We start from the raw sequence: 26,837 nt of genomic DNA on the forward strand, positions 1-26,837 counted from the left end.
TCGATCGGACACCCCAGCCAGGCATGGCCTGCTCTACGGCTAAACCCTCACCGGCAGTCTTCCGGCAATGCGGCCATCGCAGACACCACGGCCGCCTGCATGCCCTGCCCGACGGCCATGTCCAGCTCGCCGCCGATGCCGCCGTGCTGGCGGCGCAGTTCGTCCTCGCACAGGCCGCGCACCCGTGCACGTGCGTTGGCGCGCAGGCTGCTGCAGCGCCAGTCGGTGCCGCCCAGCGGCAGCACCGAATACACCACGCTGTTGCAGGCATTGCCCGCACGCTGCTGCAACGACAGGCCAGCGAAGTCACGCGGTTCACTGCTGCGCTGCGGATCGAAATAGCTGTCGGGGAAGGTGCGTGCGTACTGTTCGATGTCCACCTCCATGCTGCGGCCCGCCGCCAGCGGCATCTGCAACGGCTGGCCACAGCGCAGGGCATCGGCGCGATGCTGGATGTACTGGTAGATCGGCCGGTCGAGCGTGGGATCCTGCTGGGTCACCGCGCTGACCGCCGCCAGCACCGGCAACGATGCGCGATTGGCCATGCGCGCCAGCAGCCCCGCCTGTGCCGGCTGGCAGCGATCACGCAGCGTGGCCGCCAACAGGAACAGCACGTCGTTGCGAAAGGCCGGTTCTTCGATCATGCGCTGTTCGATGCGCTGGCGCGCGTCCGCCGCGGGCGCCGGGAACGCGATCGCCGGTGGCTCGGAGACCGCGGCACGCCGCTGCCACCACACGGCCGACACCACGCCGCTCACCAGCACGCCCGCAACGATGAGCCAGCGCGCACGCATCAGTTATGGATCGCGGTCAGCGTTGCCGCTGCGGCGTCGTAGGATGCGCTGGCAATATCCGCATCGAAGCGCTTCACCTGCAGGCGGCCAGCAAGCCGGTACGGGTCCCACAGGTCGCCCAGCGCGATCGGCGTGGCCAGGGTCACATGGATGATCTGGTTCGGCGGCGGTGGTGGCACATGAATGCACGCACCGTAGAACGGCACGAACAGCAGTTCATCGACCAGCCCGGCATCGTTGGTGCCCAACGGCACCACGTAGCCGTCCAGATCCACGGCGCGGCCATCGGCGGCATCGACCACCTGCGACGAGCCGAACTGCGTGGCGCGGTCGGGGCTGGAATGGTCGATCTCCTGCCCCGGCGGTGTGCCGGAACCGGTGTCGTCGATCAAACCGCCCACGCCGTCCATGCCATTGCGTGACAGGCCGATCTGCGGCGGCGGCCGCTGATAGGTCACCTCATCGGGCCGCAGCGCGTCCCAACGGTTGATGGGGGCATCGGCCACCGTTGGCTGCGCGGAATGCGTGGTCTGCGCGGTGCTGACAGGTGCGGCGTTCGGCACCGGCTGCGTACAGCCAGCCAAGCACAGGCAGCCCACCAGCATGGCGACGTGCTCACGGTTCATAGGGCCTCAGGTGCGCATCGCGCATGGTGTAGGCAGAGCCAGCCAGGTCGTCGTCCAGCCGCTCCGCGCGCAGGGTGCCGGCCAGGAAGAACGGCGAATACATGTCCGGCATGTCGATCGGGCGTGGCAGCACCACGTGCACGATCTGGTTGGGCGGTGGCGGCGGCACGTGGATGCAGGCGCCGTAATAAGGCACGAACAGGAACTCGGTCAGGCGCCCGTCCTGCGCGTTGGCCAGCGGCACCACGTAGCCCGGCAGGCGCACCGGTCGTTCCAGTACCGCGTCCACGGTGCGGAAGGTGCCGAACTGCGGCATGCGCCGGTTGCCGTTGTGTTCGACCTCGGGGCCCTCGCCCCGCTCCAGCGCGGCCAGCTCATCACCAGGCATCATCTGCAGCCAGTCCAGCTCCTGTTCTTCAGCCGTGCCCGCAGTCACGGCGCCACTGCCATCTACCACCGGAGACGGCGGCAGCGCCTGTACGCCGGTATCCACCGGCCGCTCGCAGGCGGCCAGGAGCAGCAGGATCGGCAGCATCCACAATCCACGCATGCTCAGCCTCCCGGCGACAGGCCATCGGCCAGCGTGCGCCGATAGGCCAGCAGCGCCGGCACCAGTCCGGCCACCGCACTGATCACCAGCACGCCTGCGGCCCATGCCAGCTCGCGAGCGTCTGCCAGACATGGGTGATCGACAGCCCGAAGCTGGCCAGCGCCCACGCGCGGCCCGCCAAGCTGGCCACGGCCAGCACCGCCAGCGCGAGCACACAGGCCAACGCGCTGGTCGCCACCGCTTCAACCACCAGCAGGGCGGCGATGTAACCCGGCCGCGCACCGATCGCACGCAGCACGGCCATCTCACGCCGGCGTTCCTGCAGGGTCGAAACCAGCAGCGCCACCAGCGACACCATGCCCAGCAGCACCACCATCGCGCTGATCAGCTGCAGGGCACGTTCGGCCGTGCCCAGCGACTGCCACAACTGCTGCAGGGTCACGCCCGGCAGGATCGCCAGCATGGCCTCGTCGGGGTACTCGTTGATCCTGCGCTGCACCGCGAACGTGGCAATGCGCGAGTTCAGGCCGAGCATGAACGCCGTGATGCTGGTCGGGGTCAGATCCAGATGGCGCGCCTGCTCGGCGCTGACCCTCTGGCTGCGCAGCTGCACACCCGAGCGCCAGTCCACATGGATCGCCTCGATGGCCGGCAGCGAGACCAGGACCGATGAATCCACCGGCGTGCCGGTGCGCTGCAGGATGCCGGCCACGCGGAACGGCTTGTCGGCATGGGTGGCCAGCGTAACCGCGCCGGTGCCGTGGGCCAGCACGATCTCATCGCCGAGGCCGACCCGCTGCGCAGCGGCCACTTCGGCCCCGATCACCGCATCGTACAGATCGTCGAACGGCCGCCCCTGCGCGAACGCCAGCAGGTGGCCGGCGCCGTAACGGTAGTGTTCGAAGTAACCGCCACTGGTGCCGACCACCCGGTAGCCGCGCCAGGAGTCACCCAGTGACAGCGGCACCGCCCACTTCACCTGCGGCAGCGCCGACAGCTCCTGGTAGGACTGCCAGGACACGTTGTTGGTCGGGTCACCGATATGGAACACCGAATACAGCAGCAGGTTCACCGGCCCCGAACGCGCACCGACGATCAGGTCGGTACCCGACACCGTGCTGGCGAAGCCCTCGTGCGCCTGTGCGCGCACGCGTTCAACGCCCAGCAACAGCACCACGCTGAGGGTGATCACCAGTACGGTCAGGCCAACGCTCAACGCGCGGCTGCGCAGGCTGGCCCAGGCAAGCTCAAGCATGGGCGCCACCTGCGTGGTTGATCTCCGCCAGGGCAATCGTGCGGTCGAACAGCGGCTGCAGGCCATCATCATGGCTGACCACCACCACGGTGGTGCCGGCCGCCTGGCATTGTGCGGACATCAACTGCAGGAAGGCCGTGGCGGCATCCCGGTCCAGCGCCGAGGTCGGTTCATCGGCCAGCAGCACCGCCGGCCGGCCGATCAGCGCTCGTGCGGCCGCCACGCGCTGCTGCTGGCCGACACTCAGGGTGCCCGCGCGCCGTTGCATCAGCGCCGGGTCCATTTGCAGGGCGCCCAGCAGGCGCGCGATCTCGGCGTCCAGCGGCCCGCTGATGCGCTCGCTGCGCAGGCGCGAGAAGCGCAGGCCCAACGCAACGTTGTCGCGCACGCTGAGAAACGGCAGCAGGTTGAACTGCTGGAAGATCACCCCCAGGTGGTCGGCGCGGAAACGGTCGCGCCGGGCGCCGCGCATGGCCTGCAACGCCTGCCCGGCCACCTCGACGCGGCCCTTGCCGGGCAGCAGCACCCCGGCCAGCAGTCCCAGCAGCGTGCTCTTGCCGCCGCCACTGATCCCGCGCAGCAGCACGCTGCTGCCCTGCTCGATCCACAGCTGCGGAATGTCCAGCACCAGGCGCAGGCCATAGCCGAACTGCACCTCATCCAGCCTGATCAGCGCAGCGCTGCTCACGGCGCCAGTACCACGCGCAGCTGGGTGGCGGTCAGCACGCTGCGGTCCTGGCCATGTTCGGTTGCGGAGTTGACGATGACTTCGTGCAGGCCCGGGAACACGGCTGGCAGGCGCATTACCAGGGCGCGCAACGCCGCTGGATTGGCACAGCGGTACTGCAGATTGGCACTGAAGCCGGCGTGACGGTGTTGTCCGGCCGCCGGTGCCGCGGCGGTTGCATCGAAGCCCTCGGCGCTGGCATCGCTGCGGGCCAGCCGGCAATGCGCCGCCGTCGGCAGCGTTACCCAGCTGCCGCTCTTCAGCACCGCGGTGGCGCGTGCCAGCGATGCCCGTTCAGCGGTGTTGGCCGGCGGTCGTTCGAAATCGAGGATGCCGATACCCGGCGCCTGCAGGGCCAGTTCCAGCACGCCCTGATCGAGCGCGAGATCAACAGTGGCCTGGCCGTGCACGTGCGCACCGAGCTGGCGGACGTCGTGGGCCTGCGCGGCGCTGGCAGCCAGCAGCAGGAAAAAAGCAGCGGGAAGCTTCATGGGGGAGACTCCAATTGTTACTATGTAACATTATGGACCATAACCCCTCGATGCCCGCAAGGGCCCTGGCCCAGCCGCCAGCTTCGGCACGCTGGCATCCCCGCCTCGATCTGGCCGGTGCCTGGCTGTCGCTGGCCTGCGCCGCCCATTGCGTCGCCCTGCCATTGCTGCTGGCGTTCGTGCCGGCCGCGATGATGGCGCTGCGCTCGTTCCAGCACCCCGGCCATGGCGCGATGACGCTGCTGCTGATGATGTCGCGCTGGGAGTGGCTGTTCGCGCTGGTGGCCTCGGCGTTGGCGCTGGCCAGCACCACGGCGGGGCTGCGCCGACATGGCCGCCGGTGGCCGCTGCGGTTGGCCTGCGTGGGCGCCGGCCTGCTGCTGTCGGCGTCGCTGTACCTGCCGCTGAAGGAATCATTGCTGTGGCACGGCGTGGCAACGGCCTGCGGTGGCGTGCTGCTGGCCGGTGCGCATGTCGGCAACCGCCGCGCGCTGCACCAGCACCGGTAGCGTTTCGAAGGTGCCGGCCGCTGGCCGGCGTCCCCGCCTCGTCAGAAGCGATAGCCCACTTCCGCGCCGAAGATGCGCGGGCTGTCGACCGGACCGTAGTAGTTGCCGTCGCGGCCGAACGCCAGGTTGTCGAATATCAGGCCGTTGATGCGGCGCTTGTTGGCAAGGTTCTGTACGAACACGCGTGTGCTCCACGGCCCGCGCTCATAGCCCAGCTGCGCGCCCAGCACCGCGACGGCCGGCTGGAACGCGCGGTTGCGCTCGTCCAGCGCGCTGGAACCGGTGAACTGCGACTCCAGCCGCGCGTAAAGGCCAGACTCGAACTGGTAGCGCGCCGCCAGATAGCCGGTGTAATGCGGGGTCAGCTTGACCCGCTTGCCGTCCAGGTTCTGGTCGACGCTGACCCACAGCCTGGTGTACTTCGCATCGACATAGCCCACATTGGTCATCAGGGTGAAGCCGGGCATCACCTCGAACACGCCTTCAAGTTCGGCGCCGCGCGAACGGATCGACGCATCCGAGCCCACGTAGTCCGACGAGATCGGGCGGCCGTTGGCATCGGTGGCGACCTGGATCTCCTGCCAGTTGTCCGAGGTGATGTGGAACAGCGCACCGCCGATGTGGCCACGGCCGCCGGCCAGGTTCATCTTGAAGCCCAGCTCATGGCTCCACATGCGCTCGGACTCATAGCGCAGCACCTTGTCGTTGACCACATCGCTCTGCGCTGCGGCCAGATTGAAGCCGCCCGGAATATAGCCCTTGGCCGAGGCCGCATAGAACGACAGGTCGTCGGTGGCGTCGTAGCGCAGCGACACCCGCGGCAGCGTGGCCGAGAAGGTATGCGCCAGCGCGGCATCGCGGTACAGCACGCGGCCACCGGCGCCCAGGTCCAGCGCACCGGCACGCTGCTCGGTGGAACGCCGCGCCTGCTCATGGCGCAGGCCCGCACTTGCGGTCAGCTGCGGAAGCGACGGGAAGGTGTAGCTGGCGGTGGCGAACACACTGTAGTCCTCCCCCTTCGAGGTCTGCCGCGGCGCCAGGTTGTAGCTGTCCAGCCCACGCAGCGCAGGACCGACGAACGTACCCAGGATCGAATCCTTGCTGTTGCGGTAGGTGGACACACCGGCCATCCAGGTCAGCGCCTGGTCACTGGGCGAACTGAAGCGCGCCTCGGCCGTCCATTCGTTCTTCCGGTCGTAGATGCGGCCTGCCAGTGCCGCGCTCTGGGTCATGTCGAAGTCGTAGCCGGCCGAGGTCACTTCCTCGTTCCGCCAGGAGGCGGCCACGTCCAGCGTGCCGGCCTGCAGCTGCCATTGCGCACTCAGGCCCGCCACCGACTCATCCTTCCCGGTGCGCTTGGGCGCGTCATTGATGTAGGTGAAATCACCAGCACGGCGGCCACCGTTGAGCGAGGTGCCATAGGTGCGGTTGTACAGGCCGGTATCCAGCGGCAGGTACTCGTACTCGAACATGCCCGGCGCACGGGTGCGCAGATGGTAGGCCAGTGCATTCACCGAAACGTAGTCGCTCGGCCGCCAGCGCAGCTTGCCCTGCAGGTAGCCCTCGCCCACCCTGCCGCGCGCACCGGAGGGCGTGAGGTTCTTCAGGTAGGCATCCTCGTCCGAGCCCATGAACGCCACCGAGCCGGACAGACTGCCATCGCGGCTCAACGGGCCGGCCAGGAAGCCATCCAGCGCCGTGCCGTTGCCATTGCCGAACCAGGTACTGCGCACATTGAGTTCGCCTTCGCGCGCATCGGCCGGACCGCGCGTGCGCACCAGCACCAGGCCGGACTCGCTGTTGGCGCCATACAGCGTGCCCTGCGGGCCGCGCAGCACCTCCACCGACTCGACCTGGTTGAGCACGGCATTGCTCAGTTCACGGAACGGAATGCCATCGATATAGACCGACGCACGGTTGACCAGGAACGGATTGGACTCGATGCCGCGGATCGAGATGAACATGTTGCTCAGCTGGCCCATCGCATTGAACTTCACGTTCGGGGCGAGCTTGTCGAGGTCACGGAACTCGGTGACACCGGCCTCCTTCAGCGCTTGCCGATCGAGCACGGTGACCGACAGGTCGCTCTTCAGGTACGGGGTATCGCGCTTGGAGCCGGTGACACGGACACCGTCAAGCGTGGCCGGGTCGGCCTGCTGGGCAAGCGCGGGCATGGCAGGAATGAGCAGGGATGCCGCAACAAGAGCGGCAGCAGACGTGGACGACTTCAACGGACAGACCTCAACGGATGGAAAGGCGGACGCGCGGGCGGCGGCAGCGCGGGTCAAGAGTGTTATCCTGTAACATTCATGCCATCCCGCCACTCCATTCGCGGCAGCGCCGCTCCATTTCCGGATCCGTGATGCCCGCCCTCGCCGACCAGTTGCTGCGCGAAACCGGCCCCCAGCCTGCGGCCGCCCACGTCAGCCCGGACGGGGCGGTGGTCCTGCTGCGCCACCGCTTCGAGGCCAGCGAAGGCGAGATGGGGCATCCGCAGCAACTGCGACTGGGCATGGCCATGGCCGGCGGGGGTTGGCTGCAGCAGCGCACGCTCACCGGCGTGCTGCAGGCCCCGTGGCGACCGGGCCAGTTCAACCTGGTCCTGCCTGGCGACAGCGGCACCTACGCCAGCCCCGCTGTGGACGTGCTCGGCATTGCCATCGACACCCACGCGTACCCACATGACGCGCCCACGCTGCAGCACCTGCAACCGCTGGCGGCGCGGCTTCACCACGACCCGGTGGTGGCCTCGGTGCTACAGGCGCTGTGGTGCAGCGCGCAGGCCGGTGCGTGCCTGCCCGGTTTTCTCGAACACGGCGCGCAGGTGCTGCTGCGTCGCCTGGGCCAGCTTGCCGGCCAACGGCGCGAGGTGAGCGGCACCGCCACACCCCTGTCGGCACAACGGCTGCTGCAGCTGAAGCACTACATCGATGCACAGCAGGGCCAGCCGCTGGGCGTCACCCAGTTGGCTGCCGCCGTGCAGATGCAGCCGTCCAGCTTCAGCCGCGCCCTGCGCGCCGCCACCGGGCTGCCACCGTATGCGTTCCTGACCCGGCATCGCATGCACTGGGCTCGCGCCGCACTGGCACAGGGCCGCACCGTCACCGACGTGGCCCTGGCCAGCGGATACGCCAACCCCAGCAAGTTCAGCGCGGCCTTCCGCCGTGTGCTTGGCTGTTCGCCCTCGGCCTGGATCGCGCAGGCGCGGTAGTGCCGGCCGCTGGCCGGCTTCTGCATTGCATTGACCAGTCCCGGGTTGCCGGCCAGCGGCCCGCACTACCCTGCCCGCTCGAACAGCGCCGCCACCCAGTCGATGAACACCCGCAACCGCGGCGAGGGCGTGCGGTTGCGCGGGTAGACCAGGTTCAGCGGGCTCGGCGTTGGCGGCATCTGCGGCAGCAGTTCGACCAGCTCGCCCCGCGCAATGTACGGATCCATGCGGTAACGCGGTGCCTGGATGATGCCCAGCCCTGCCAGCGCGGCGCCGAGGAACGCATCGGCACCGGACACCAGCACCCGTGCCGGCAACGGCACGTAGCGCACCTGCCCGTCCTGCTGGAACTCCAGGGGAATCAGCTGGCCAGTAGCGCTGGAGCGATAGCCGATCATGTCGTGACCGTCCTTCAGCGAGTCGATATCCACGGGCAGGCTCCGGGCCTGCACATAACCCGGCGAGGCCACGGTGACCTCGCGCAGCAGCGTCAACCGTCGCGCCGCCAGGTCGCTGTCGGCCAGCGTGCCGACCCGGATCGCCGCATCCACGCCTTCGCGCAGCAGGTCGACGTAGCGGTCTCCCTCGCTGACGTCCAGCTCGATGTCCGGGTAGCGCTGCAGGAAATCCGGCAGGTGCGGAAACAGCAGATGCCGGCCCAGCGTGCCATGCACCTCGATGCGCAGCAGGCCACGCGGTGGCACGTCACGGAACGCCGCCTCGGCGTCGTCCATGTCGGCGATCAGGCGCAGGCAACGACCGTAGAAGGCTTCACCCTCCAGGGTCGGCACCACCAGCCGCGTGGTCCGGTGCAGCAGCCGCACGCCCAGCCGCAGTTCCAGCGCCTTGATCGCGTCGGTCACCGTGGCCCGTGGCAGGCCAAGGTCCTCGGAGGCGCGGGTGAAACTGCGGCGCTCGACGATACGGACGAAGGCGCGCATGGCCGTAAAGCGGTCCATTGTTCGGCTGTCCGGATGGTGTTGGTTGATTATGCACGATTGTCCGCCGCCACCCGGTGCTGCATGCCCACCAAGGTTGGCATCTACCGGAGCACGGAGTACCGGTAGCCGCCCACCTTGGTGGGCGACTGGCGGCATGCCAGCCGAGGTTGGCATCTACCAGGGCACGGCGCACCGGGTAGCCGCCCACCTTGGTGGGCGTTCCGCGCATGCCAACCAAGGTTGGCATCTACCGGGCCTCGCGGCGGCGGTGCACCCAGTAGTACAGCGTGGGCAGCACCAGCAGGGTCAGCAGCATCGCCGACAGCAGGCCGCCGATCACCACTACCGCCAGCGGCTTCTGGGTCTCGGCACCGATCGCGTGCGAGGTCGCCATCGGCAGCAGGCCGAACATCGCCAGCAGCGCGGTCATCAGCACCGTGCGCAGGCGCTGCAGCGAACCCTGCACCACCGACTGCAGCAGGTCCATGCCCTGTTCGCGTAGCTGGGCGAAGCGACTGAGCATTACCACCCCGTTCAATACGGCTTGCCCGAACAATGCAATGAAGCCGATCGCCGCCGACACCGACAACGGAATGCCGGTCAGCCACAGCGCCAGGATGCCGCCGATCATCGCCAGTGGCACGTTGGCCAGGATCAGTGCCGCACTGCTGATGTCCTTGAAGGCATCGAACAGCAGCACGAAGATCAGCAGCACCGACAGCGGAATCACCCAGCCCAGGCGCTTCATCGCGCGCTGCTGGTTCTCGAACTCGCCGGACCACTCCAGCCGGTAGCCCTCCGGAAGCTGCACGCTGGCGTCCACGCGCTTGCGCATGTCGGCCACCACGCTGCCCATGTCGCGCCCGGCGATGAAGATGCTGACCGCCTTCACCCGCTGCGCGTTCTCGCGCGAGATGTTGATTGCGCCGCTGGCCATCCGGAACTCGGCCACATCGGACAGCGTCACCGCGTGGCCGTCACCGATGCCGACCGGCACCGTGCGCAGCCGCTGCAGGTCGCGGTCGGCGTCGTCCAGCCGCAGCGTGATCGGAAAACTGCGATCCCCCTCCCACAGTTCGCCGACCTGGCGCCCGCCCAGTGCGGTCTCGATCACTTCGTCGATGTCGCGCACATTCAGGCCATAACGCGCAGCCCGGTCACGGTCGATCTCGATCTGCAGCTGCGGCAATGCGCCGTCGCGGTCGATGAAGGCACTCTCCACGCCGTCCACGCTGCGCACCTGGCCGAGGATCGCCTGGGCCTGCCGGTTCAGCACGTCCAGGTCCGAGCCGCTGACCTTGATCACCACCTGCCCCTTGATCTGCGAGATGCTCTCCAGGATGTTGTCGCGCACCGGCTGCGAGATCGAGAATTCCGGCCCCGGTATGCGCTGCTCCAGCGTTCGCTGCAGGTCGCTCACCAGCTGCCGCTTGTCCACGCCCTTCGGCCATTCCTTCTCCGGCTTCAATGCCACCAGCGCCTCGATCTGGTTGGCACCCTTGGCGTCGGAACCATCTTCCGGGCGCCCCAGCTTGGCCACCACCGTCGATACCTGCGGGAACGTGCCGACCAGTTCGCGGATGCGCCTCGACTGCTGCTGCGCCTCGGCCAGGCTGGTGCTGGGGTCGAGCGTGGCGGTCAGCCAGATCGACCCCTCGTCCAGCTCGGGCAGGAACTCCGAGCCCAGCCGGGTGCCCAGTGCCAGCGTAGCAACCAGCAGCGCTACCGCGGTCAGCACCACCGCCCGCGGGCGGGCCAGCGCACGTTCCAGCACCGGTCTGTACCACCCGGTCAGGCGGTCCATCAGCGGGTTGCCGTCGCGCATGCGGTCGCGCCGCAGCCACCAGTAACAGAACAGCGGCACCACGGTCAGCGCCAGGATCAACGCGCCAATCAGCGCCGAGGTCACCGAATAGGCCATCGGCGCGAACATGCGGCCTTCCTGGCGCTGCAGGGTGAAGATCGGGATATGCGCGGCGATGATGATCATCATCGAGAAGAACGTCGGCCGCCCCACTTCCGATGCCGCCGAGAGAATGGTCGAGAACCGTGTCTTCCTGTCTGCCGTGGGGGGCAGCTTCGACAGCCGCGAGACGATGTGCTCGGTGACGATCACCGCACCATCGATGATGATGCCGAAGTCCATCGCCCCCAACGACAGCAGGTTGGCCGGCACGCCCCACAGGTGCAGGCCGAGGAAGGTCGACAGCAGGGCCAGCGGCATCATCGCCGCCACGATCAGCGCCGCGCGGGCGTTGTACAGAAACAGCCACAGCACCAGGAACACCAGCACGGCGCCTTCGAGCAGGTTGCGGAACACCGTTTTCAGCGTGGTCGAGACCAGCCAGGAGCGATCGTAGAACGGCTCGATGCTGACCCCGGCCGGCAACTGGTTCGCCTCGATCTCGGCGATGCGCGCATGCAAGGCGTCGAGCACATCGGACGGATTCTCGCCCTTGCGCATCAGCACCATGCCGAACACCGCATCGTCGTTGTCATCCTGGCCAACCAGGCCCTGCCGCGGCAGCCCGGTGTCGGCGATGCTGGCCAGGTCGCGTACCAGGATCGGTGTGCCGCCGCGCTGCCCGACCACCACGTTGCCGATGTCGGCCGGTGAGCGCATCAGGCCCACGCCGCGGATCAGGAACTGCTGCTGGCCGCGCTCCACGTAGCCGCCGCCGGCATTCGAACTGCCCTTCTCCAGGGCCTCGGCGAACTCACCGAGGCTGATGCCGCGGTCGCGCAGCTTGTCCAGGTCCGGCTTGACCTGGAAGGTACGCGCGAAACCGCCGAAGCTGATCACATCGGCCACGCCCGGCACGGTGCGCAGGCTGCGCTCCATCGTCCATTCCTGCACGGTCCGCAGCTGGGTCGAGGTCAGGTGCGGGCCTTTCAGTACGTAGCGGTAGATCTCGCCCACCGCCGAGCTCATCGCCTCCAGCTCCGGCGTCACCCCTTCCGGCAGCTCCACGCCCTGCAGGCGCTCCAGCACCTGCTGGCGCGCGAAATAGTCGTCGGCCTTGTCATCGAAGGTCAGGATGATCATCGACAGGCCGAACTGGGTATGCGAGAACACCCGCACCGAATGCGGAATGCCGGACAGCGCCACTTCCAGTGGCATCGTCACTTCGCGCTCCACCTCTTCAGCGGCGCGGCCCGGGTGCAGCGAGACCACCGTCACCTGGGTATCGGACACATCCGGGAAGGCTTCCACCGGCAGCACGCGGAACGCGGCGATGCCCGCGCCGATGAACAGCAGCAGCGCCAGCATCACCATCAGCGGCTGGCGCAGGCAATAGGCAATCAGGCGATCGATCATGGGGCGGCGTGCTCCGTGCCGCTGCTGGCCGCCGTCGGCGCACTGTCGACCAGCTGCTGCAGCAGCAGGCCACCTTCGACCACCACCCTGCTGCCTGCCGCCAGGCCCTCACGCACCCACAGGCGGCCATCGCCCAGTCCTTCGGCATGCACGGCGTGGCGCACGAAGCGGCCCTTGCCTTCCTCCACGAACACCACCTGCGTGCCGTTGATCAACAGCACCGCCGCATCGGGCAACGAGACGCCGCCCTCGGCCGGCAGCGCCACCTGTGCGCGCACGTACTGCCCGGCCTTGAATGCGCGGGTGCGGTTGTCCAGCTCGGCGCGGGCCTGCACCACGCGACGCTCGCTGTCGACGAAGTCATCCACATGCTGCAGCGTGGCCTGCAGGGGTTTGCCATCGGCGCCGGGCACGCTCACCGGCATGCCGGCCTTCAATCGCCCGCCCAGGCTTTCGGGAATGTCCAGCAGCAGCCACAGGCGATCCGGATCGCCGATCACCGCCAGCGGCTGTTCGCTGTCGGGGCTGACCGACATGCCCGGGCTCATCCGCCGTTCCACCAGCAGACCATCAATGGGCGCACGCAGCGGCAGGCGTTGATCGACGTGTTGGCCGTTGCCATAGGCCTTGGCGAAGGCGGTTGCGCGCGCATGATCGGCCTGGCGGCCGGCGAAGTTGGCCTCGGCCTCGTCCAGCTCACGGCCGGACGCCACGCCAGCGGCGTGCAGCTCGCGGGTGCGCTGCAGCTCCTTGCGCGCCTGCTGCAGCTCGGCGCGGCCGCGTGCGCCCTCGACCTGGGCCTGGCCGAACTCGGGCGAAGTGATCCAGGCGATGACCTGGCCCGCCTTTACCTGCTGGCCCGGCTGCGCCTCGATGCGCGCGACCTGCCCCGGCAGCGGCGTGCGCAATGCGCTGGAGCGGGTCTCATCCCAGACCACACGGCCCGGCAGCTGCAGGCTGGCACTGGCACCGGCGGTCACCACCTCGCTGCGCAGCACGTCCAGCTGGCGGCTGTCGGCCGGGAACTGGATCTGGCCGGCACTGACCTGCGGCGCATCTTCGGTATACGACGCCGGCTCGCGGCCACAGCCGCTGAGCAGGGCCAGTGCCAGCAACACCGGCAGCAGCGCTGGGCGCGCGCGCGGGCGATGGGCGACGGTGGACTTCATCGGGACTCTCCTTCGGCAACGGATGTGGCGGCTTCCCAGCGCGCCAGGGCAATGGCATGGTCGGCACGCGCCTCGATCAGCGCGGCCTCGAAGTCGCGCCAGCTGCGGCGCGCATCCAGCAGGTCGGTCAGGCTGGCGGCACCGCGGCGGTAGGCCAGTTCGATGCCCTGCAGCGCCTTGCGCGCTGCATCGGACTGCAGCCCTTCGTAATCGGTGCGGCGCTGCGCGGCGGACTGTGCCCTGGCCTGCAGCTGGTCCAGCTCGGCGCGCGCTTCGCGCTGCAGCACCTGCAGTTCCAGTGCGGCACTGTCCCGATCCGCTTCAGCGCGCTGGATGGCGCCGCGTGCGCGCGAGGGGCCGCCGAGCGGAATGGTCAACGACAGCCCCCAGGTGACACCGCTGATGTCGGTCGGCTCACGCTCGGCCTCCACGCCCAGCTGGATGTCACGGTGGCGCTCGCTGCGGGCCAGCGCCACACCGGCATCGGCGGCGGCCAGGCGCGACTGTGCGGCACGCAGATCGGCACGCTGCTGCGGGTCGAACGCGCGCGTGGCGGCCACATTGCGGGTGTCGGGCCACGGGTCGTCGGCACTGAGGTTGCTGCTGTCATCGCTGCCGAGCAGCAGCCCCAGCGCGTGCCGGGCGTCGCGCAGATCCAGCGCCGCCTCCCGCGCGGCATCGGCCACGGCAAGATCGTCCACCGCCAACCGCGCACGATCCACCGGTGCCATCGCCCCGGTTGCGACCTGCTTGTCCGCCGCCGCCATCTGTTCGTTCGAACTCTGGCGGTTGGCCTCGGCAATCTGCGCCTGCTCCTGCGCGCTCTTCAGGCCGAAATAGGCCTCGTGCAGCGCCACCTGCTGGCGGCGTCGGGTATCGAGCATTTCCAGCCCGGCCACCTGCAGCAACGCGTCCGCCTGGCGGATGCGCAGCGCTCGCTTGCCACCACGCTCCCAGGTCCAGCCCAGGCCCAGCGTGCTGTCTACCCGCTTGTCCTGCCAGCGGCCGGGGCCGATGCCATGCTTGGGGCTGATCTTGCTGCTGCCGATCGACAGCTCGGCCGCGGGCCGCAGGGCGGCGGTCTGCGCATCACCCTGCACGCCGCGCAGCTCCAGTGCCGCCGCACGCAGGTCCGGGTTGTGCGCCTCCATGGCGCGCTGCGCGTCCGCCAGGGACAGCGCCGAAGCTGCGGGCGCGCACACGAGGGCGGCCAGCACAGCCGCAAGTCGAAGGGAGAAATTCATGCGCGTCACGGTAAGGTGACGCACTTGCGCCAAACTTGCCCCAACCTTGCACGAAACTTGCAATGCGAATCCTGCTGATCGAAGACGATGCCGCCCTGGCCGATGGACTGATCCGCGCCCTGCAGGGCGCCGGGCACCTGTGCGACCACCTTTCGCGCGGGTTGCATGCGCCGGCCGCGCTGGCCAGCGCGCCGTATGACGTGATGGTGCTCGACCTGTCGCTGCCCGATATCGATGGCCTCGACCTGCTGTCGCGGTTACGCAACGACGGCGTCATCCTGCCGGTACTGATCCTGACCGCGCGCGATGGCGTCGACGATCGCATTCTGGGGCTGGACCGCGGTGGTGATGATTACCTGGCCAAGCCTTTCGCACTGGGTGAGCTGGAAGCGCGGCTGCGTGCGCTGTCACGCCGCCGCAGCGATGCACCGGCGCAGAAGCGGCTGGGTCGGCTGTGCTTCGACAGCATCCGCAACGAGGCACAGGTCGATGGCCAGCGCATCGAACTGACCGCGCGTGAGCTGGCGCTGGTCGAGGCGCTGATGCAGCACCCAGGCCGTACCGTCACCAAACAGCGCCTGTTCGATGCGCTGTACAGCTGGGACCACGAGGCCAACCTGTCGGTGATCGAAGTGCATGTCAGCCGCCTGCGCCGCAAGCTGGAACAGGGGCGTGCCGGCGTTGGCATCCGCATGCTGCGCGGCCTCGGCTACCGGCTGGAGGCCGGCGGTGACTGAGCGCGTGCACAGCCTGCGTGGCCTGCTGCTGCGGCGCCTGTGGCTGCCGCTGCTGGTACTGATGCTGTGCAGCGCGGTGGGTTCGTTCGCACTGGCGCGCTTCTACGCCGGCCAGGTCTACGACCGCTGGCTGCTGGACTCGGCGATGTCGCTGTCCGAACTGGTGGAGGTGCAGGATGGACGGGCCTCGATCGAGATCACGCCGGCGGTGTCGCGCATGTTCACCTGGGACACCACCGATGAAGTGCATGGTGAAGTGGTCGATGCCGGGGGCGGACGCTTGTACGGTGACCTGCCCGAAGCATTGCCGCGCCCTGCCGTTGCCGCCGCACGCGATGACGAGGCCGTCTACTACGACGCACGGCTACGTGGGCAGCCGGTGCGCATGGTCGAAGTAGTGGTCAGCGCCGGGCCCGGCCACGAGATCCGGCTACGCGTGGCCGAAACACTGCGCAAGCGCCACCGGCTGGAGCGCAAGCTGCTGATGACCAGCATCCCGTTCCAGGCTGCGATTCTCGCGCTGGCGGCGTGGCTGGCGTGGTCGGGTACCGGCGCCGCCGCGCGCCATGCCAACCAGGTGGCACGCCGCTTGGCCAGCCCTCGCCCGGACCCGCTGGCGCCATTGGAGCCTGCACAGGAGGCGCCGCGCGAACTGTGGCCGGCGGTAGAGGCCTACAACGCGCTGCTGCAGCGCCTGGACGCGATGCAGGCCGCGCAACGGCGCTTCGTCAGCAATGCCGCGCATCAGCTGCGCACGCCGCTGGCGGCAATGCAGGTGGAACTGGAGAGTTCACTGCGCCAGCATGATCCACAGGCGCAGCAGCTGGCGTTGTCCGGCACGCTGGGCGGACTGGCGCGGCTGCAGCACCTGGTCAACCAGCTGCTGATGCTGAGCCGTTCCGAAGATCCGCAGGGCAGCGCGTTGCCGCTGCAGCCGGTGGATCTGGCGGTGCTGGCGCGCGGTGTGGTGGAGCGCTATGCGGACAGGGCGTTGGCCGCAGGCGTAGACCTGGGTTACGACGGGCCCGACGAGGGCGTGTCGATCGCGGGTGATCCTCAGCTGTTGCGCGAAGCGCTTGGCAATCTGCTGGACAATGCGCTGCGCTATGGCAGCGTGCGCGGGGTGATCACGCTTGGCCTGCAGCAGGACGCCGAAGGCCTGCAGGTCTGGGTGGACGACGATGGCGCCGGCATCGCCGAGGCCGAGCGCGGGCGTGTCACGGAACGCTTCTACCGGGCCAGCAGCGAGGGCGACGGCTGCGGTCTGGGGCTGGCGATCGTGGCAGAGATCGCACAGCGGCATGGTGCGGCATTGGTGATCGATACCGCCCCGATCGGCGGCGCGCGGGTCGGATTGCGGTTTCGCTCCCGGTAGATGCCCACCTTGGTGGGCATCCGCTGCGACCGTAGCGGGACATATCGGTGGACGCCAATCTTGGTTGGCGCTGCCCATCGGCAGCCCTTGATTACGAAGCGACCAGCCGTACCCGGCTGCACCTGGCGCGATGCCTGAGCCGTGGAGCCGCCACGCGCCTTGCGGCAGCGTTGTTACGCTGATTCAGTCCATCCAGAACTGATCGGTGCTTCTCATGCCGCTTCTTCGACACGTCCTTCTGAAATCCCCTGTGCCAACAGCACTTCTGCTGACGGCGTGCCAAGGTTCGACCGTCAAAACGCCCCAGAAGCACTCAACTGAGCTCACAGCGCGCATCGAAGCACTGTCGCAAAAGACCAAAAAAGACCTTGTGGAGGTAGAAGGCGGCACCTTCATCATGGGTGATTTCGGCCCCATTGATCCGCGCGCGAAGATGCCTTACAGCGGTGAGCGCGACGACGACGTACTGCGTGAGGTAACACTGAGCAGCTACGCGATCGGTGCGAAGAAGATCACCTACGCCGACTTCGATGTCTACACTGATGCGACGGGCCAGCCTCGGACCGCGCAGTACCCGATGGATCTGGAGTACCGGAACCTACCGGACGATCTACCGGTCGGCGTGAGTTGGGAGGCCGCGCAGCAGTACTGTGGATGGGTCGGAAAGCTGATTGGGCGAAAGATGGAGCTTCCGACGGAGGCGCAGTGGGAGTACGCGGCACGTAACCGGGGCCAGTTCGTGATCTGGCCCACCGATGATGGCAGCGTGGACGATGGAAGGAATGTGGGGGACTTCGAGACAATCGGTCGCTACGCCTCTCAGCATGGCTACACGATCGGCCCAACCCCGCTGGGCCAGTACCCGCCCACCCCGCTGGGTCTGTACGACATGATCGATCATGGATTTGAATGGATCTTTGACTGGTATCAGGATCCCTACGACATTTCCGACACACAGGACCCTCGTGGACCTGCACATGGGGAGGAGAAGGTCCAGCGCAGTCACAGCAACCGCGGTGGAGATTCTCTATTCATCGTGTCGATGACGTTCACTCGTTTCAAAAACGAACCTGCCCCTGGCCCCGACCCCCTTCTCTCTGAGGAAGGGAGGCGACTGTTCAATCCCAACGGCTTTAACCGATTCCGCTGCGCAGCAGCCGATTCTCCCAGTTCAGAGAACAGCTGAAACGACGCAGCAACAGCCTTTCGCCGGAGGTCACCTTTGGAGCGCATCCGCCTGCAAACTACGATGTGCTTGCAGGCGAGCCACCACGACCAAGCAAAGCAACAAGCCGTTGTTCCTGATCCCGGGAACGAAGGTAGTCGCCATCAAAACTTGCGAAGCTAGGGGCGTCCATGCCGTCAAGCGCCAGGAGTGCATCGAGGTCCATCCGCTGCAACTGCGCCACCTCATACCCCTTTGGAAAGCTACCCAGCAGTCTCTTGCGATGGGCAAGGAACTGCTCAAGGTAGCTGCTTCGAAGTCCCTCTGAAGGTGCATCACCCTCGGTATTGATTGGATCAATGACCTTTCCTTTGAGATCACCGGACAACCAACGGCCGTAGTTCAGGAATCTAACCACATCCCCCTCCAGCTTGCCTGGCGGCTCATTGCTGAGATCTCCCTCGGCAGTCATATGCTGGAACGTGGCCAGCCACTCACTGACAAGACTGATGCCCTTGATGACACGAAGAACTGCCTTCTTGTGATCGGGAAGATAGTGCATCTGGGGATCGAGCAGTCCCTCGACGTTGGCTGGGTTCTCCATGTGCGTCATCCAATCGTGGCGAGTGATGGCGTACAGAATCATTCCACGAGTCATTGGTGTTGCGTATAGAAGCCATGCGTTCTTGCGATCTGCAGCTCCCACGGCAGAGTTGATTCTTCGAACTAGTTCAACGCGATTCTGCGCAACCTGAACCTTGCGGATCTGTTCTTTGACAGTCATCTTCGCGCGGTCGATGCTTTGGATGAGAAATCTCTCCACAGACCCTTCAGTGGAAGTCTCCAGGAATGCGATCTTGGAAAGATACTCCAGTGCATCCCCCGCAATGAACAACAACTTCCTAAACCCAGCATGTGCCAACTGGTAATACACCCACTTGGCGAACTCCAGCATCCCCTCCACCCCCACCACAAAATCCAGCGCCCCTCTGCAGCCAATCCCCAGGCACAACCGCGCACTGACCTTGATCCTGAAACGTCCCTTCGCGTAGTACACATACAGCTGCGCCTTGGCGCCCACGCCCGCAGAACCCGCCGTATCCAAACTCAGCTTCGCAAGCGTCACCGGTGTTCCCTGCTGGGGCGGCAGCCATTGCAATTCACCCGCAGGCGTCAAGCCCGCCTCAACACCCACAAACGCCTCGGCATTCACCCGCATGCCATTCAGGCTCTCCGGCGGCTTCTCGCCCACCGCGGCCATCACCACGCGTCTCGACGGCCGGCCGTCCTCGCCCGGCGGATCGCCCATGTCAGCCCGCGGCATGCCGCGCACGATATCGAAGCTGGGCACGAAGCTGTCATCACGATCGCGCGGCTGCGCCTCGACCTTGACAGTGCCGCGATCGATGCTCACGCCGGCAGCGCCCATCAAGGCCCGCTTCACGCCGGCAAAGCCGTGCAGTTCCAGCGACATCTGGAATACGATCGCGCCCAGGTCGATATCGCCGTAGCGCTGCATCCACCCGGTACGCGAGGGAATCGACCACGTATGCACGGCTTTTGCTTCAAACAGCGCCAGTTTGTAATGCGCACTCGCTTCAACCTTGGCGCTGGCCTTGCGGTGCAGGGGATCCCACTCCGCCTGGGCACTGGCCCCGGCACCCGCCACAAACCGCAGCCACTGCGCGGAGGTCTCCACCGAGTAGGTCTCCGACGCGCGCACCAGCTCGGAGAACTGGTTCCCACCCAGCTCGATAAGGTCGAACTGGATGTTCGGCGCCTTGACGCTCCGGCCAATCTGGGCCTTGATCGTCATCAGCGACTGCATGAATTTTCGTGAATCAAAGTTCTGGAAGGCCGGCCCCTTCTGCCGGGCCGCGCTGCCCACGGACATCCCGCTGTCGCCTGCCCGTGTCGACATGCCCACATCCACGTGGGTAGGCACGCCCATCACCCGGCGGCCTTTGAATTCATCGTATTTGAACCGTGGCAGGTAATTGCGGCGAAGGCCCACCTCCTGCTGTGGCTGGCCGTCGCTTTTGCGGCTGTAGCTTTCAAAGGTGATTACTTCGACCAGGTCGGTTTTTCGGGCGAAGTCCCCGTTGAGCATGGCCGCTGCACGGTCCTCGGCCATGCCGAGGTTCTTCTCGGCCTGGGCCACCGCCTCCAGGCTGCGGCCGGCCAGCGCCTCTTCCAATTGCCAGCGGGCGCGCGGCACGGCGGAGAGGCTGCCTTCAATGGATCGTGCGACCTCGCGGAACTCCTCCCATACTTCCGGTGTCAGCAGCAGGAGTTCTTCGTCGGCCACATTCAGCAGCGCCGGTGCACTGATCTTCCCGGCCAGCTCCAGCGTGGCGCCTTCGCCGGGGCCGCTCACCACCGCATGCATCTTCACCGGCACCACCGGCACCAGGCGCGGTTGCCCGACGACCCGTGGCTCGGACAGCGCGCTGCGCAGTTCGCTGCGGCTGCCCGGCAGGGTGAACACCAGCCGCAGATCCTGTTCGCAGAACAGGCGCGGGGTCATTCCCTGCCTATCCGTTACGCCACGGACCGGCCGCCCGTGCACGTCGAGGGCGACCACCTCAGTTCCATCGCGGTCGCGGCGGTAGCCCACAAAGCCGGCCTCCGGCACCGGTGTTGGCGGGCTCTGCCGCTGCAACTGCAGCTGGTGGAACGGTCGCAACCGCAGCCGCCGCACCTGCAATGCAGGCCGCAGCGAAGCTTCGGCCCGTGGATCTTCGCTCCAGGGGCCCAGCTGCGCGGGCTCATGGCAGTCCGGGTGCAGCAGCGGATCGGTCCACTCGCCGCTGGCGTCATCGCGGACCTGCAGCTGGTATCGATGTTCACTGTGCGGCAGGCGGGCGCCATGCCCGGCCCCGGCAGCTGCGTCCGGCACGTTGCGCCGCGGCCAGGGCAGCTTCAGGCCGGCCGGCCCGGCGCCGAGGTTCGGCCAGCCTCTGCGCCAGTCGGGAAGGACCGGTGGTGCCGGGGTCTGCACACGCTCCGGCAGCGTCACCAGATCGGTGTCGCCGAGCGTGTCGGTCGTGCCGGAGGCCACGACGGCGAAGCCATGCAATACATCGCGGATACGATAGGTGACGTCCGCGCAGGGCACCACGTTGCCATGACCATCATGGCGGAACAGCGTGAACTTTCCAGAACTCATGTACCAGATTCCTTTCTTCTGACCCTCTCAGCTGTTGCCTGCGTCGCGCAGGTAGCCTTCGTGCCGTTCGTCATCCACGAACAGGCCCACCTTCTCCGGGCCATCGGTGACGACCTCCTCGGTGAGTCCGTCGCCGTCGGTGTTTCCACTCAGCCAGCGGCCATCAGGCAGCTGCATCGAGTAGGCCGCCCCCACCAGCGGTGCACCGGCGTGATCGCGTACAAGGAAGCGGGCACGGCAGGGTGCGGTGCCCAGCGTGTGCAGCGGATAGGCCAGGGACGCCGGACCGATGAAGCTGTGTTGGCCCGCGTGCACCGTCAGGGTTCCCGGGCAGTTGAACTGGATGTTGCCGCCTTCGATCGTCAGGCTGGCACCGCCTTCAATCTGTATGACCAACGCACGTCCCGCAGCCAGTTCGACCGCCGCATGCGCACTGGCCAGGCGCTGTGATTGCCGCGACTGCAGCTTCACCGCGTCGCCCTGCGCTTGGATGTCGACCGGCTGTTGCCCGGCAGCGATGGTCATGCCGGACGCACTGCCAGAAGCAGAGGCCGAAGCCAACACGCCGACAGACTGCGACGCATGAAGCCGCGCGCGGCCTTTCACCACGGCCTGCCCGGCAGCGCCTGCTCCCAGGAGCAGGCTTTGCCCGGCCTGCCAGAACAGACCCTGCCCCGCCACCAGCGCCTTGCGTGGCGCCACCATGCCCAGCAGGGGTGCCGTGCAATGCGGGACACCACCGGCTGCAGCTGCGTCACCGGCAGCAACATGCGCCCGGCCGAAGTCATCGGCCGCAACCACGCCCATTGCCGCATCGCGCAGGGGCGTCAACGCAGTCGACGCATGTAGCCCGGCAGTACCGTGCAGGCGAGCGCTTTGGCCGAACGCAGCGGCCAGCGTCCCACACTGGGCCAGCAACGCGCCGGCCTGCACCGCCGTACCTGCGGGCTGGGCAGCCCCTGCCGGATACGCACCAAGCCACAGGCCGCGCTCGCTGCGCACCACGCCCGCCGCGTCGCTGCGCAGCTCGAAACCCTGCCCACGCAGGCTGCCACGATAATTGCCGCGTTGATGGATGACGTGGCCCAGGTTCAACTGGGTGCTGGCCTGTGTTGTGGCCAATTGCAGGCGGAGCTGGTGGTCGGTGTCGTCGAACTGGAGCGTAGTGCCGCCTTCACCACCCCACTCGCGGGAGCTGATACCCCACAGCGCACCAGGATGGCGATGCGCCTGCTCGCCAGCACCCGCTGCGTGCCAGGCCGGCGCGTTGCCACCGGCAAGGTTGCCGGTGCCGCCGACGCGCGTATCGCAGGCCTGCGCGTGCAGCGATGGATCGTTCTCACCGCGTCCGTTGTACAGGGCACCCAGTACGATCGGGCGTTGCACATCCCCTTCCAGAAAGCCCACCAGCACTTCCTGGCCCACGCGCGGCAGGAACTGGCTGCCCACCCCCGGGCCCGCAAACCGCTGCGCCACGCGCAACCATGCGCTGTGCGCTGGCCTGCCGGTCGCATCCATCAGTGGAAAGCGCACGCGGATCCGCCCGAGCGCGTCAGCGTGCACCTGATCGCCTTCGGCTACCCCGGTGCGATCGTCAGGACCGATCACGATGGCCGTCTGCCGGCCCACCACCTGGGCTTCGCCCTCCTGCTCCGGTGCGCGCGGCCGCCACGGGCGCTGGCGGTCAACGGCATGGAATGCAGCCGCATAGCCCAGCTGCTGGGCTATGCGCTGCAGCGCGTCGGGCAGGACCCCATCCCGCTGCAGGGCGTGCTCCGGACGATGCTGGTTCAGCCGCGCGGGCAGGGTGTTGACCCCGGCATGCTCCACCGAGGTGAGCAGCAGCTCGGGCACCTGCTGCGGCGACCATTGGCTGATGCTGGACCACGTGCCGGCGCCTAGGCAACGCACCGTGGCAATGCCCTGCCATCCCTGCCGCTCCGCTTCATGGCGTTGAGCCAGAAGCGCGGCACGCCGCTCGGCCTCGGCATGCGACTCAAAGGCCTGGGCACCGCACGCCAGATACTGCTCGACAGGCGAATGACCGCCGCCGTCCATCGGCAACTGGACGGCCAAGGTACGGTCCTGCCGAAAGTCATCGCTGACCATGCTCAACCGGCGCGGGCCAAGCCGCGCATGCCGGGCCAGCTGTACTACGCTGTCTTCCTGCTCGGCCGCGTGGCCGCGGTGGAAGCGCAGGGCACCGTCGCGTGCCGACAGCGGATCCTGTGGCAAGGCCACGCTGTCGAAGAACAGGACGATGCGATGCAGCGCGGGCGCCTCCGCATCCGCCTCGACACGCCAGCCGATGCCTTCCTCGGCCAACAGGCAGGCCACGAAATCCATATCCGACTGGCGGTACTGAGCGCAGTAGTGACGCGGCGGGAGGGCGTCCAGGCGGGCCCGTGCATCATCGCTCCAGTGCCAGCAGGCACGTGCCTGATGCTCGGCGAACACGGCATCCACGATCTGCCTGACGGCTGCGTCACGGAAGACGCGGCTGTTGCGCTGCTGGCCCAGCCACCAGGTCCATGCCGCCAGGCGTATACGGTAGCGGGTGAATTCCCGATCACCGTCCAGCCGACGTACCTCGCGCACCAGCCCTGCCCGTGGAATGTCGCGCCTCTGCGCATCACGCGTGTGCAGCGTTGCAGGCCGGCCCAGCCAGTGTTCTCAGGCAGCATCCGCGCGCGCCGCAAGTACATCGATGTGGTAATCCAGACCTTCCGACAGTACTTCGCGTCCGTGCCAGCGCTCCACCAGCAGAGACCCTGCGCCGGGCAGTTCAAACCGGTGCAGCAGCGCTGCATCCTCATGCGCATGCAACGTGTGCATATGACCTACACCCCGTGCACCACCCTGGCGCACTTCTGTGCGCAGGACCCTAGCAACGGGATGAGCGGGGTGAAATCAGAATGCTATGAATGTGGCCTGGAACGGCCCGACGGCGACGCTGCGTCACCGATTCCGGGGTGAATCCTTCCGTTGAATCCTGATCCGCACTCGACAAATCATGCAGATCGCGACAGGTATCCGGGCGATACATCGCCGACATTCACGGCCCGCAGCGATCGGGTTCCGGTAGAGGCCAACCTTGGTTGGCGATGTTGACCTCCCGCGTGCCAACCAAGGTTGGCACCTACCAGAAGCGGGAATCACCGCATGCCGCCCCAGTGCGCATCACCGGGTCATCGAATACGGCGCCTGCGCGCCCTGCCCCGGCCAGTCCTTGTTCGGCTCGGCCTGCATGCTGAAGCGCAGTTCGCCACCGGCCAGGATCTCGTCGTGGCGCAGGAATGTGCGCTGCAATGGCGTGCCGTTGAGGCTCACGCTGCCCACGTAGGTGTGCTTGTCGTCCAGCCCGTCGGCCACGATGGTGAAGGTCTTGCCGTTCGGCAGACGCATCGCGGTCCTGGGCAGGAACGGACGGCCCAGGATGTACTCGCCCGAACCCGGCGCCACCGGATAGAAGCCCAGCGCGGTGAACACGTACCACGCCGACATCTGGCCGACGTCATCGTTACCGGCCAACCCGTCGGGGCGATCGGCGTACTGGGTGTCCATGATCTGCTTCAGGCGCGCCTGCGTGCGCCACGGCTGGCCGGCATACGCATACAGGTAGGCCACGTGATGGCTGGGTTCGTTGCCGTGCGCGTACCAGCCGATCAAGCCGGTGATGTCTTCCATGTGCTCGAAGATGGACGGATCGACCTTGGCATTGAAAACCTCATCCAGCCGCGCAAGCAGTTTGTCGCTGCCCCCGTGTGCAGCGGCCAGGCCGGCCACGTCCTGCGGCACATACCAGGAATACTGCCAGGCATTGCCTTCGGTGTAATCGGTGCCGTAGCCGCTGGCACTGGGGTCGAACGGCGTGCGGAAGCTGCCATCGCGCTTGCGTGCGCGCATGAAGCCGGTGTCCTTGTCGAAGGCGTTGCGCCAGTTGCCGGCGCGCTTGTCGAAGGTGGCCGCAACATCGGCCTTGCCCATGGCCTGCGCCATGCGCGCGATGGTCCAGTCGTCGAAGGCGTACTCCAGTGTCTTGCTGGCTGCTTCGCCTTCCTCGTCGATCGGCACATAGCCCAGCTCGCGATACTGCGCGATGCCGTCATAGGGACCGTAGTTCGCGGTCTCGACCATCGCCTTCAGCGCCTTGTCTGCGTCGAAGCCGCGGATACCCTTCACGTACGCATCGGCGATCACCGGCACCGCGTGGTAGCCGATCATGCACCAGTCTTCCAGGCCGTGGAACGACCACACCGGCAGCATGCCGTACGGGCTGTGCTCGTGATGGGCGAGCATGGAATTGACGAAGTCGCTGTTGCGCTTCTCCGGCTGCACCAGGGTCAGCAACGGATGCAGCGCACGGTAGGTATCCCACAGCGAGAACGTGGAGTAATTCGTGTAGCCCTCTGCCTTGTGCACGGCGTTGTCCGAGCCGCGGTACTGGCCGTCGGCATCCATGAACAGCGTCGGCCCCAGCATCGTGTGGTACAGCGCGGTGTAGGCACTGCGGCGTGCATGTTCCGACGCCTCAATATCGAGCACCGACAACGCCTGCGTCCATTCCTGCTTGGCCTGCGCACGCACGCGGTCGAAATCGAAGTCCGCCACTTCGGCGTCGAGGTTGGCGATGGCGCCGGCCTCGCTGACCGGCGAAATGGCCACCTTCACCACCAGTGGCGCGTCCAGCTTGCCGAAGGCGAACGTGCCGACCAGCTGACGACCCTCGATCTGCGCACGCTGCGCCGGGTTCTTCTCGCCCGGCGGCGGAAAGCCCTTGTAGACGATGTCCTGCTCGGTGTTGTGCAGTTCATGCCCGGCCAGCGGGCGCGAGAAACGCATCGCGAAGTACAGCTGGCGGCCCGGCGCCCAGCCGCGGGTTTCGCGGAAGCCGGTCACCGTGCCATCGGCGCGCACCCGCACCCGCGACCACAGCACCTTGCCCGGGTAGTCGTACATGCTGGTGCGCATGTCCAGCAGCACCTTGGCCTCGGTGCCCTTCGGGAACGCATAGCGGTGCACGCCCACGCGCGCACTGGTGGTCAGTTCGGCGCGCACCTTGTAATCATCCAGGGTGACCGCGTAATAGCCCGGCTCGGCCTTCTCATCGTCGTGGCGGAAGCGCGAGGCATAGCCGCTGCGGGGCTTTTCCGGATCGCCGCGCTCCAGCCCCGGTGTGCCGGTGAACGGCATCAGCAGGATGTCGCCCAGATCGGAATGACCGGTACCGGAAAAATGCGTGTGCGAGAAACCCACGATGCTGCTGTCGTCGTAGCGGTAGCCGGCCGCCCAGCCATAGGCCTTCTCGCGCGGCTGGATGCGCGTGTCCGGGCTGAGCTGGACCATGCCGAACGGCACCGTGGCACCGGGATAGGTGTGGCCTTCGCCGCCGGTACCGATGAACGGGTCGACCGCCGCGTAGGCGCGCTCGGCAGCGGATTCCGGCGTGGCGGCCAGGGCGGCACCGGAAGCCAGCATGGCAGTGGCGGCGACGGCGATCAGGAAACGACGGTCCAGCGTGGGCATCGGCATTTGGATCGATTCAGGCGATGGCC

General features: G+C 67.2%; 19 protein-coding genes and 1 pseudogene. 5 read left to right on the plus strand and 15 right to left on the minus strand.

Annotation, left to right across the window (positions count from 1 at the left end; translation table 11 throughout):
* Positions 1–47: 47 nt before the first annotated feature.
* The 6 genes and pseudogenes from O0J73_RS03220 to O0J73_RS03245 all read right to left on the minus strand — a co-directional run bounded on the left by O0J73_RS03220 (position 48) and on the right by O0J73_RS03245 (position 4,443).
* Entirely contained in the window at positions 48–794 is a 747-nt protein-coding gene (locus tag O0J73_RS03220) for a hypothetical protein (protein ID WP_006448363.1), read from the minus strand.
* Positions 794–1,420, minus strand: a complete 627-nt coding sequence (locus O0J73_RS03225; RefSeq protein ID WP_308307976.1) for a DUF3299 domain-containing protein — start codon at positions 1,418–1,420, stop codon at positions 794–796. Before O0J73_RS03225 ends, O0J73_RS03220 begins: the two co-directional genes overlap by 1 nt.
* Entirely contained in the window at positions 1,410–1,970 is a 561-nt protein-coding gene (locus O0J73_RS03230; protein ID WP_197563212.1) for a DUF3299 domain-containing protein, read from the minus strand. Before O0J73_RS03230 ends, O0J73_RS03225 begins: the two co-directional genes overlap by 11 nt.
* A gap of 2 nt (positions 1,971–1,972) precedes the next feature.
* Positions 1,973–3,225 (minus strand): annotated as a pseudogene (locus tag O0J73_RS03235) (ABC transporter permease).
* Positions 3,218–3,913, minus strand: a complete 696-nt coding sequence (locus tag O0J73_RS03240) for an ATP-binding cassette domain-containing protein (protein ID WP_308307977.1) — start codon at positions 3,911–3,913, stop codon at positions 3,218–3,220. Before O0J73_RS03240 ends, O0J73_RS03235 begins: the two are co-directional and overlap by 8 nt.
* Positions 3,910–4,443, minus strand: a complete 534-nt coding sequence (locus O0J73_RS03245; RefSeq protein WP_197563218.1) for a DUF2796 domain-containing protein — start codon at positions 4,441–4,443, stop codon at positions 3,910–3,912. The genes O0J73_RS03240 and O0J73_RS03245 overlap by 4 nt, the downstream gene beginning before the upstream one ends.
* Positions 4,444–4,475: 32 nt before the next feature.
* Between O0J73_RS03245 and O0J73_RS03250 the strand changes: the two genes are divergently transcribed.
* The gene (locus O0J73_RS03250; protein WP_308307978.1) at positions 4,476–4,952 is read left to right on the plus strand and encodes a MerC domain-containing protein; all 477 of its coding nucleotides are present in this window, start codon (positions 4,476–4,478) and stop codon (positions 4,950–4,952) included.
* 41 nt (positions 4,953–4,993) lie between these two features.
* Here O0J73_RS03250 and O0J73_RS03255 read toward each other — a convergent pair whose 3' ends face one another.
* Entirely contained in the window at positions 4,994–7,126 is a 2,133-nt protein-coding gene (locus tag O0J73_RS03255; RefSeq protein ID WP_308307979.1) for a TonB-dependent receptor, read from the minus strand.
* 188 nt (positions 7,127–7,314) lie between these two features.
* Between O0J73_RS03255 and O0J73_RS03260 the strand changes: the two genes are divergently transcribed.
* Positions 7,315–8,163, plus strand: a complete 849-nt coding sequence (locus O0J73_RS03260; RefSeq protein WP_308307980.1) for an AraC family transcriptional regulator — start codon at positions 7,315–7,317, stop codon at positions 8,161–8,163.
* Positions 8,164–8,228: 65 nt separating this feature from the next.
* On the opposite strand, the gene O0J73_RS03265 is transcribed toward O0J73_RS03260, so the two are convergent.
* The 4 genes from O0J73_RS03265 to O0J73_RS03280 all read right to left on the minus strand — a co-directional run bounded on the left by O0J73_RS03265 (position 8,229) and on the right by O0J73_RS03280 (position 14,836).
* Complete coding sequence (locus O0J73_RS03265; protein ID WP_308307981.1) at positions 8,229–9,122, minus strand: LysR family transcriptional regulator; 894 nt, start codon at positions 9,120–9,122, stop codon at positions 8,229–8,231.
* A gap of 229 nt (positions 9,123–9,351) precedes the next feature.
* Positions 9,352–12,423, minus strand: coding sequence for a CusA/CzcA family heavy metal efflux RND transporter (locus tag O0J73_RS03270; protein ID WP_308307982.1), 3,072 nt, complete (start codon positions 12,421–12,423; stop codon positions 9,352–9,354).
* Positions 12,420–13,592, minus strand: a complete 1,173-nt coding sequence (locus O0J73_RS03275; protein ID WP_308307983.1) for an efflux RND transporter periplasmic adaptor subunit — start codon at positions 13,590–13,592, stop codon at positions 12,420–12,422. Before O0J73_RS03275 ends, O0J73_RS03270 begins: the two co-directional genes overlap by 4 nt.
* Complete coding sequence (locus O0J73_RS03280) at positions 13,589–14,836, minus strand: TolC family protein (RefSeq protein ID WP_308307984.1); 1,248 nt, start codon at positions 14,834–14,836, stop codon at positions 13,589–13,591. The genes O0J73_RS03275 and O0J73_RS03280 overlap by 4 nt, the downstream gene beginning before the upstream one ends.
* Before the next feature lie 62 nt (positions 14,837–14,898).
* Between O0J73_RS03280 and O0J73_RS03285 the strand changes: the two genes are divergently transcribed.
* The 3 genes from O0J73_RS03285 to O0J73_RS03295 all read left to right on the plus strand — a co-directional run bounded on the left by O0J73_RS03285 (position 14,899) and on the right by O0J73_RS03295 (position 18,134).
* Positions 14,899–15,573 (plus strand): response regulator, encoded by a 675-nt coding sequence (locus tag O0J73_RS03285; RefSeq protein ID WP_308307985.1) that lies wholly within the window; start codon positions 14,899–14,901, stop codon positions 15,571–15,573.
* Positions 15,566–16,948 carry a sensor histidine kinase gene (locus tag O0J73_RS03290; RefSeq protein WP_308307986.1) on the plus strand — a complete coding sequence of 461 codons (1,383 nt, stop codon included), beginning with the start codon at positions 15,566–15,568 and terminating at the stop codon, positions 16,946–16,948. The genes O0J73_RS03285 and O0J73_RS03290 overlap by 8 nt, the downstream gene beginning before the upstream one ends.
* A 214-nt stretch (positions 16,949–17,162) precedes the next feature.
* The gene (locus O0J73_RS03295; RefSeq protein WP_308307987.1) at positions 17,163–18,134 is read left to right on the plus strand and encodes an SUMF1/EgtB/PvdO family nonheme iron enzyme; all 972 of its coding nucleotides are present in this window, start codon (positions 17,163–17,165) and stop codon (positions 18,132–18,134) included.
* Between the two features lie 58 nt (positions 18,135–18,192).
* Here the strand turns inward: O0J73_RS03295 and O0J73_RS03300 are convergent, their stop codons facing one another.
* The 4 genes from O0J73_RS03300 to O0J73_RS03315 form a co-directional block, all read right to left on the minus strand.
* The gene (locus O0J73_RS03300) at positions 18,193–21,282 is read right to left on the minus strand and encodes a DNA repair protein (protein ID WP_308307988.1); all 3,090 of its coding nucleotides are present in this window, start codon (positions 21,280–21,282) and stop codon (positions 18,193–18,195) included.
* A gap of 27 nt (positions 21,283–21,309) precedes the next feature.
* Positions 21,310–23,946, minus strand: a complete 2,637-nt coding sequence (locus O0J73_RS03305) for a type VI secretion system Vgr family protein (RefSeq protein ID WP_308308003.1) — start codon at positions 23,944–23,946, stop codon at positions 21,310–21,312.
* A 9-nt stretch (positions 23,947–23,955) separates the two neighbouring features.
* Positions 23,956–24,117, minus strand: a complete 162-nt coding sequence (locus O0J73_RS03310; protein WP_308307989.1) for a hypothetical protein — start codon at positions 24,115–24,117, stop codon at positions 23,956–23,958.
* Positions 24,118–24,462: 345 nt separating this feature from the next.
* Positions 24,463–26,814 (minus strand): GH92 family glycosyl hydrolase, encoded by a 2,352-nt coding sequence (locus O0J73_RS03315; RefSeq protein WP_308307990.1) that lies wholly within the window; start codon positions 26,812–26,814, stop codon positions 24,463–24,465.
* Positions 26,815–26,837: the final 23 nt, after the last annotated feature.

The sequence above is a fragment of the Stenotrophomonas sp. Sm6012 genome (genome assembly GCF_030985895.1).
Classification (GTDB): Bacteria; Pseudomonadota; Gammaproteobacteria; order Xanthomonadales; family Xanthomonadaceae; genus Stenotrophomonas; species Stenotrophomonas forensis.

Bases quoted from the DNA above. Each gene is read 5' to 3' on its own strand.
- O0J73_RS03220 (WP_006448363.1), bottom strand. From the start codon at position 794: ATGCGTGCGCGCTGGCTCATCGTTGCGGGCGTGCTGGTGAGCGGCGTG.
- O0J73_RS03225 (WP_308307976.1), bottom strand. From the start codon at position 1,420: ATGAACCGTGAGCACGTCGCCATGCTGGTGGGCTGCCTGTGCTTGGCT.
- O0J73_RS03230 (WP_197563212.1), bottom strand. From the start codon at position 1,970: ATGCGTGGATTGTGGATGCTGCCGATCCTGCTGCTCCTGGCCGCCTGC.
- O0J73_RS03245 (WP_197563218.1), bottom strand. From the start codon at position 4,443: ATGAAGCTTCCCGCTGCTTTTTTCCTGCTGCTGGCTGCCAGCGCCGCG.
- O0J73_RS03250 (WP_308307978.1), top strand. From the start codon at position 4,476: ATGGACCATAACCCCTCGATGCCCGCAAGGGCCCTGGCCCAGCCGCCA.
- O0J73_RS03255 (WP_308307979.1), bottom strand. From the start codon at position 7,126: ATGCCCGCGCTTGCCCAGCAGGCCGACCCGGCCACGCTTGACGGTGTC.
- O0J73_RS03260 (WP_308307980.1), top strand. From the start codon at position 7,315: ATGCCCGCCCTCGCCGACCAGTTGCTGCGCGAAACCGGCCCCCAGCCT.
- O0J73_RS03265 (WP_308307981.1), bottom strand. From the start codon at position 9,122: ATGGACCGCTTTACGGCCATGCGCGCCTTCGTCCGTATCGTCGAGCGC.
- O0J73_RS03270 (WP_308307982.1), bottom strand. From the start codon at position 12,423: ATGATCGATCGCCTGATTGCCTATTGCCTGCGCCAGCCGCTGATGGTG.
- O0J73_RS03275 (WP_308307983.1), bottom strand. From the start codon at position 13,592: ATGAAGTCCACCGTCGCCCATCGCCCGCGCGCGCGCCCAGCGCTGCTG.
- O0J73_RS03280 (WP_308307984.1), bottom strand. From the start codon at position 14,836: ATGAATTTCTCCCTTCGACTTGCGGCTGTGCTGGCCGCCCTCGTGTGC.
- O0J73_RS03285 (WP_308307985.1), top strand. From the start codon at position 14,899: ATGCGAATCCTGCTGATCGAAGACGATGCCGCCCTGGCCGATGGACTG.
- O0J73_RS03295 (WP_308307987.1), top strand. From the start codon at position 17,163: ATGCCGCTTCTTCGACACGTCCTTCTGAAATCCCCTGTGCCAACAGCA.
- O0J73_RS03300 (WP_308307988.1), bottom strand. From the start codon at position 21,282: ATGAGTTCTGGAAAGTTCACGCTGTTCCGCCATGATGGTCATGGCAAC.
- O0J73_RS03310 (WP_308307989.1), bottom strand. From the start codon at position 24,117: ATGCACACGTTGCATGCGCATGAGGATGCAGCGCTGCTGCACCGGTTT.
- O0J73_RS03315 (WP_308307990.1), bottom strand. From the start codon at position 26,814: ATGCCGATGCCCACGCTGGACCGTCGTTTCCTGATCGCCGTCGCCGCC.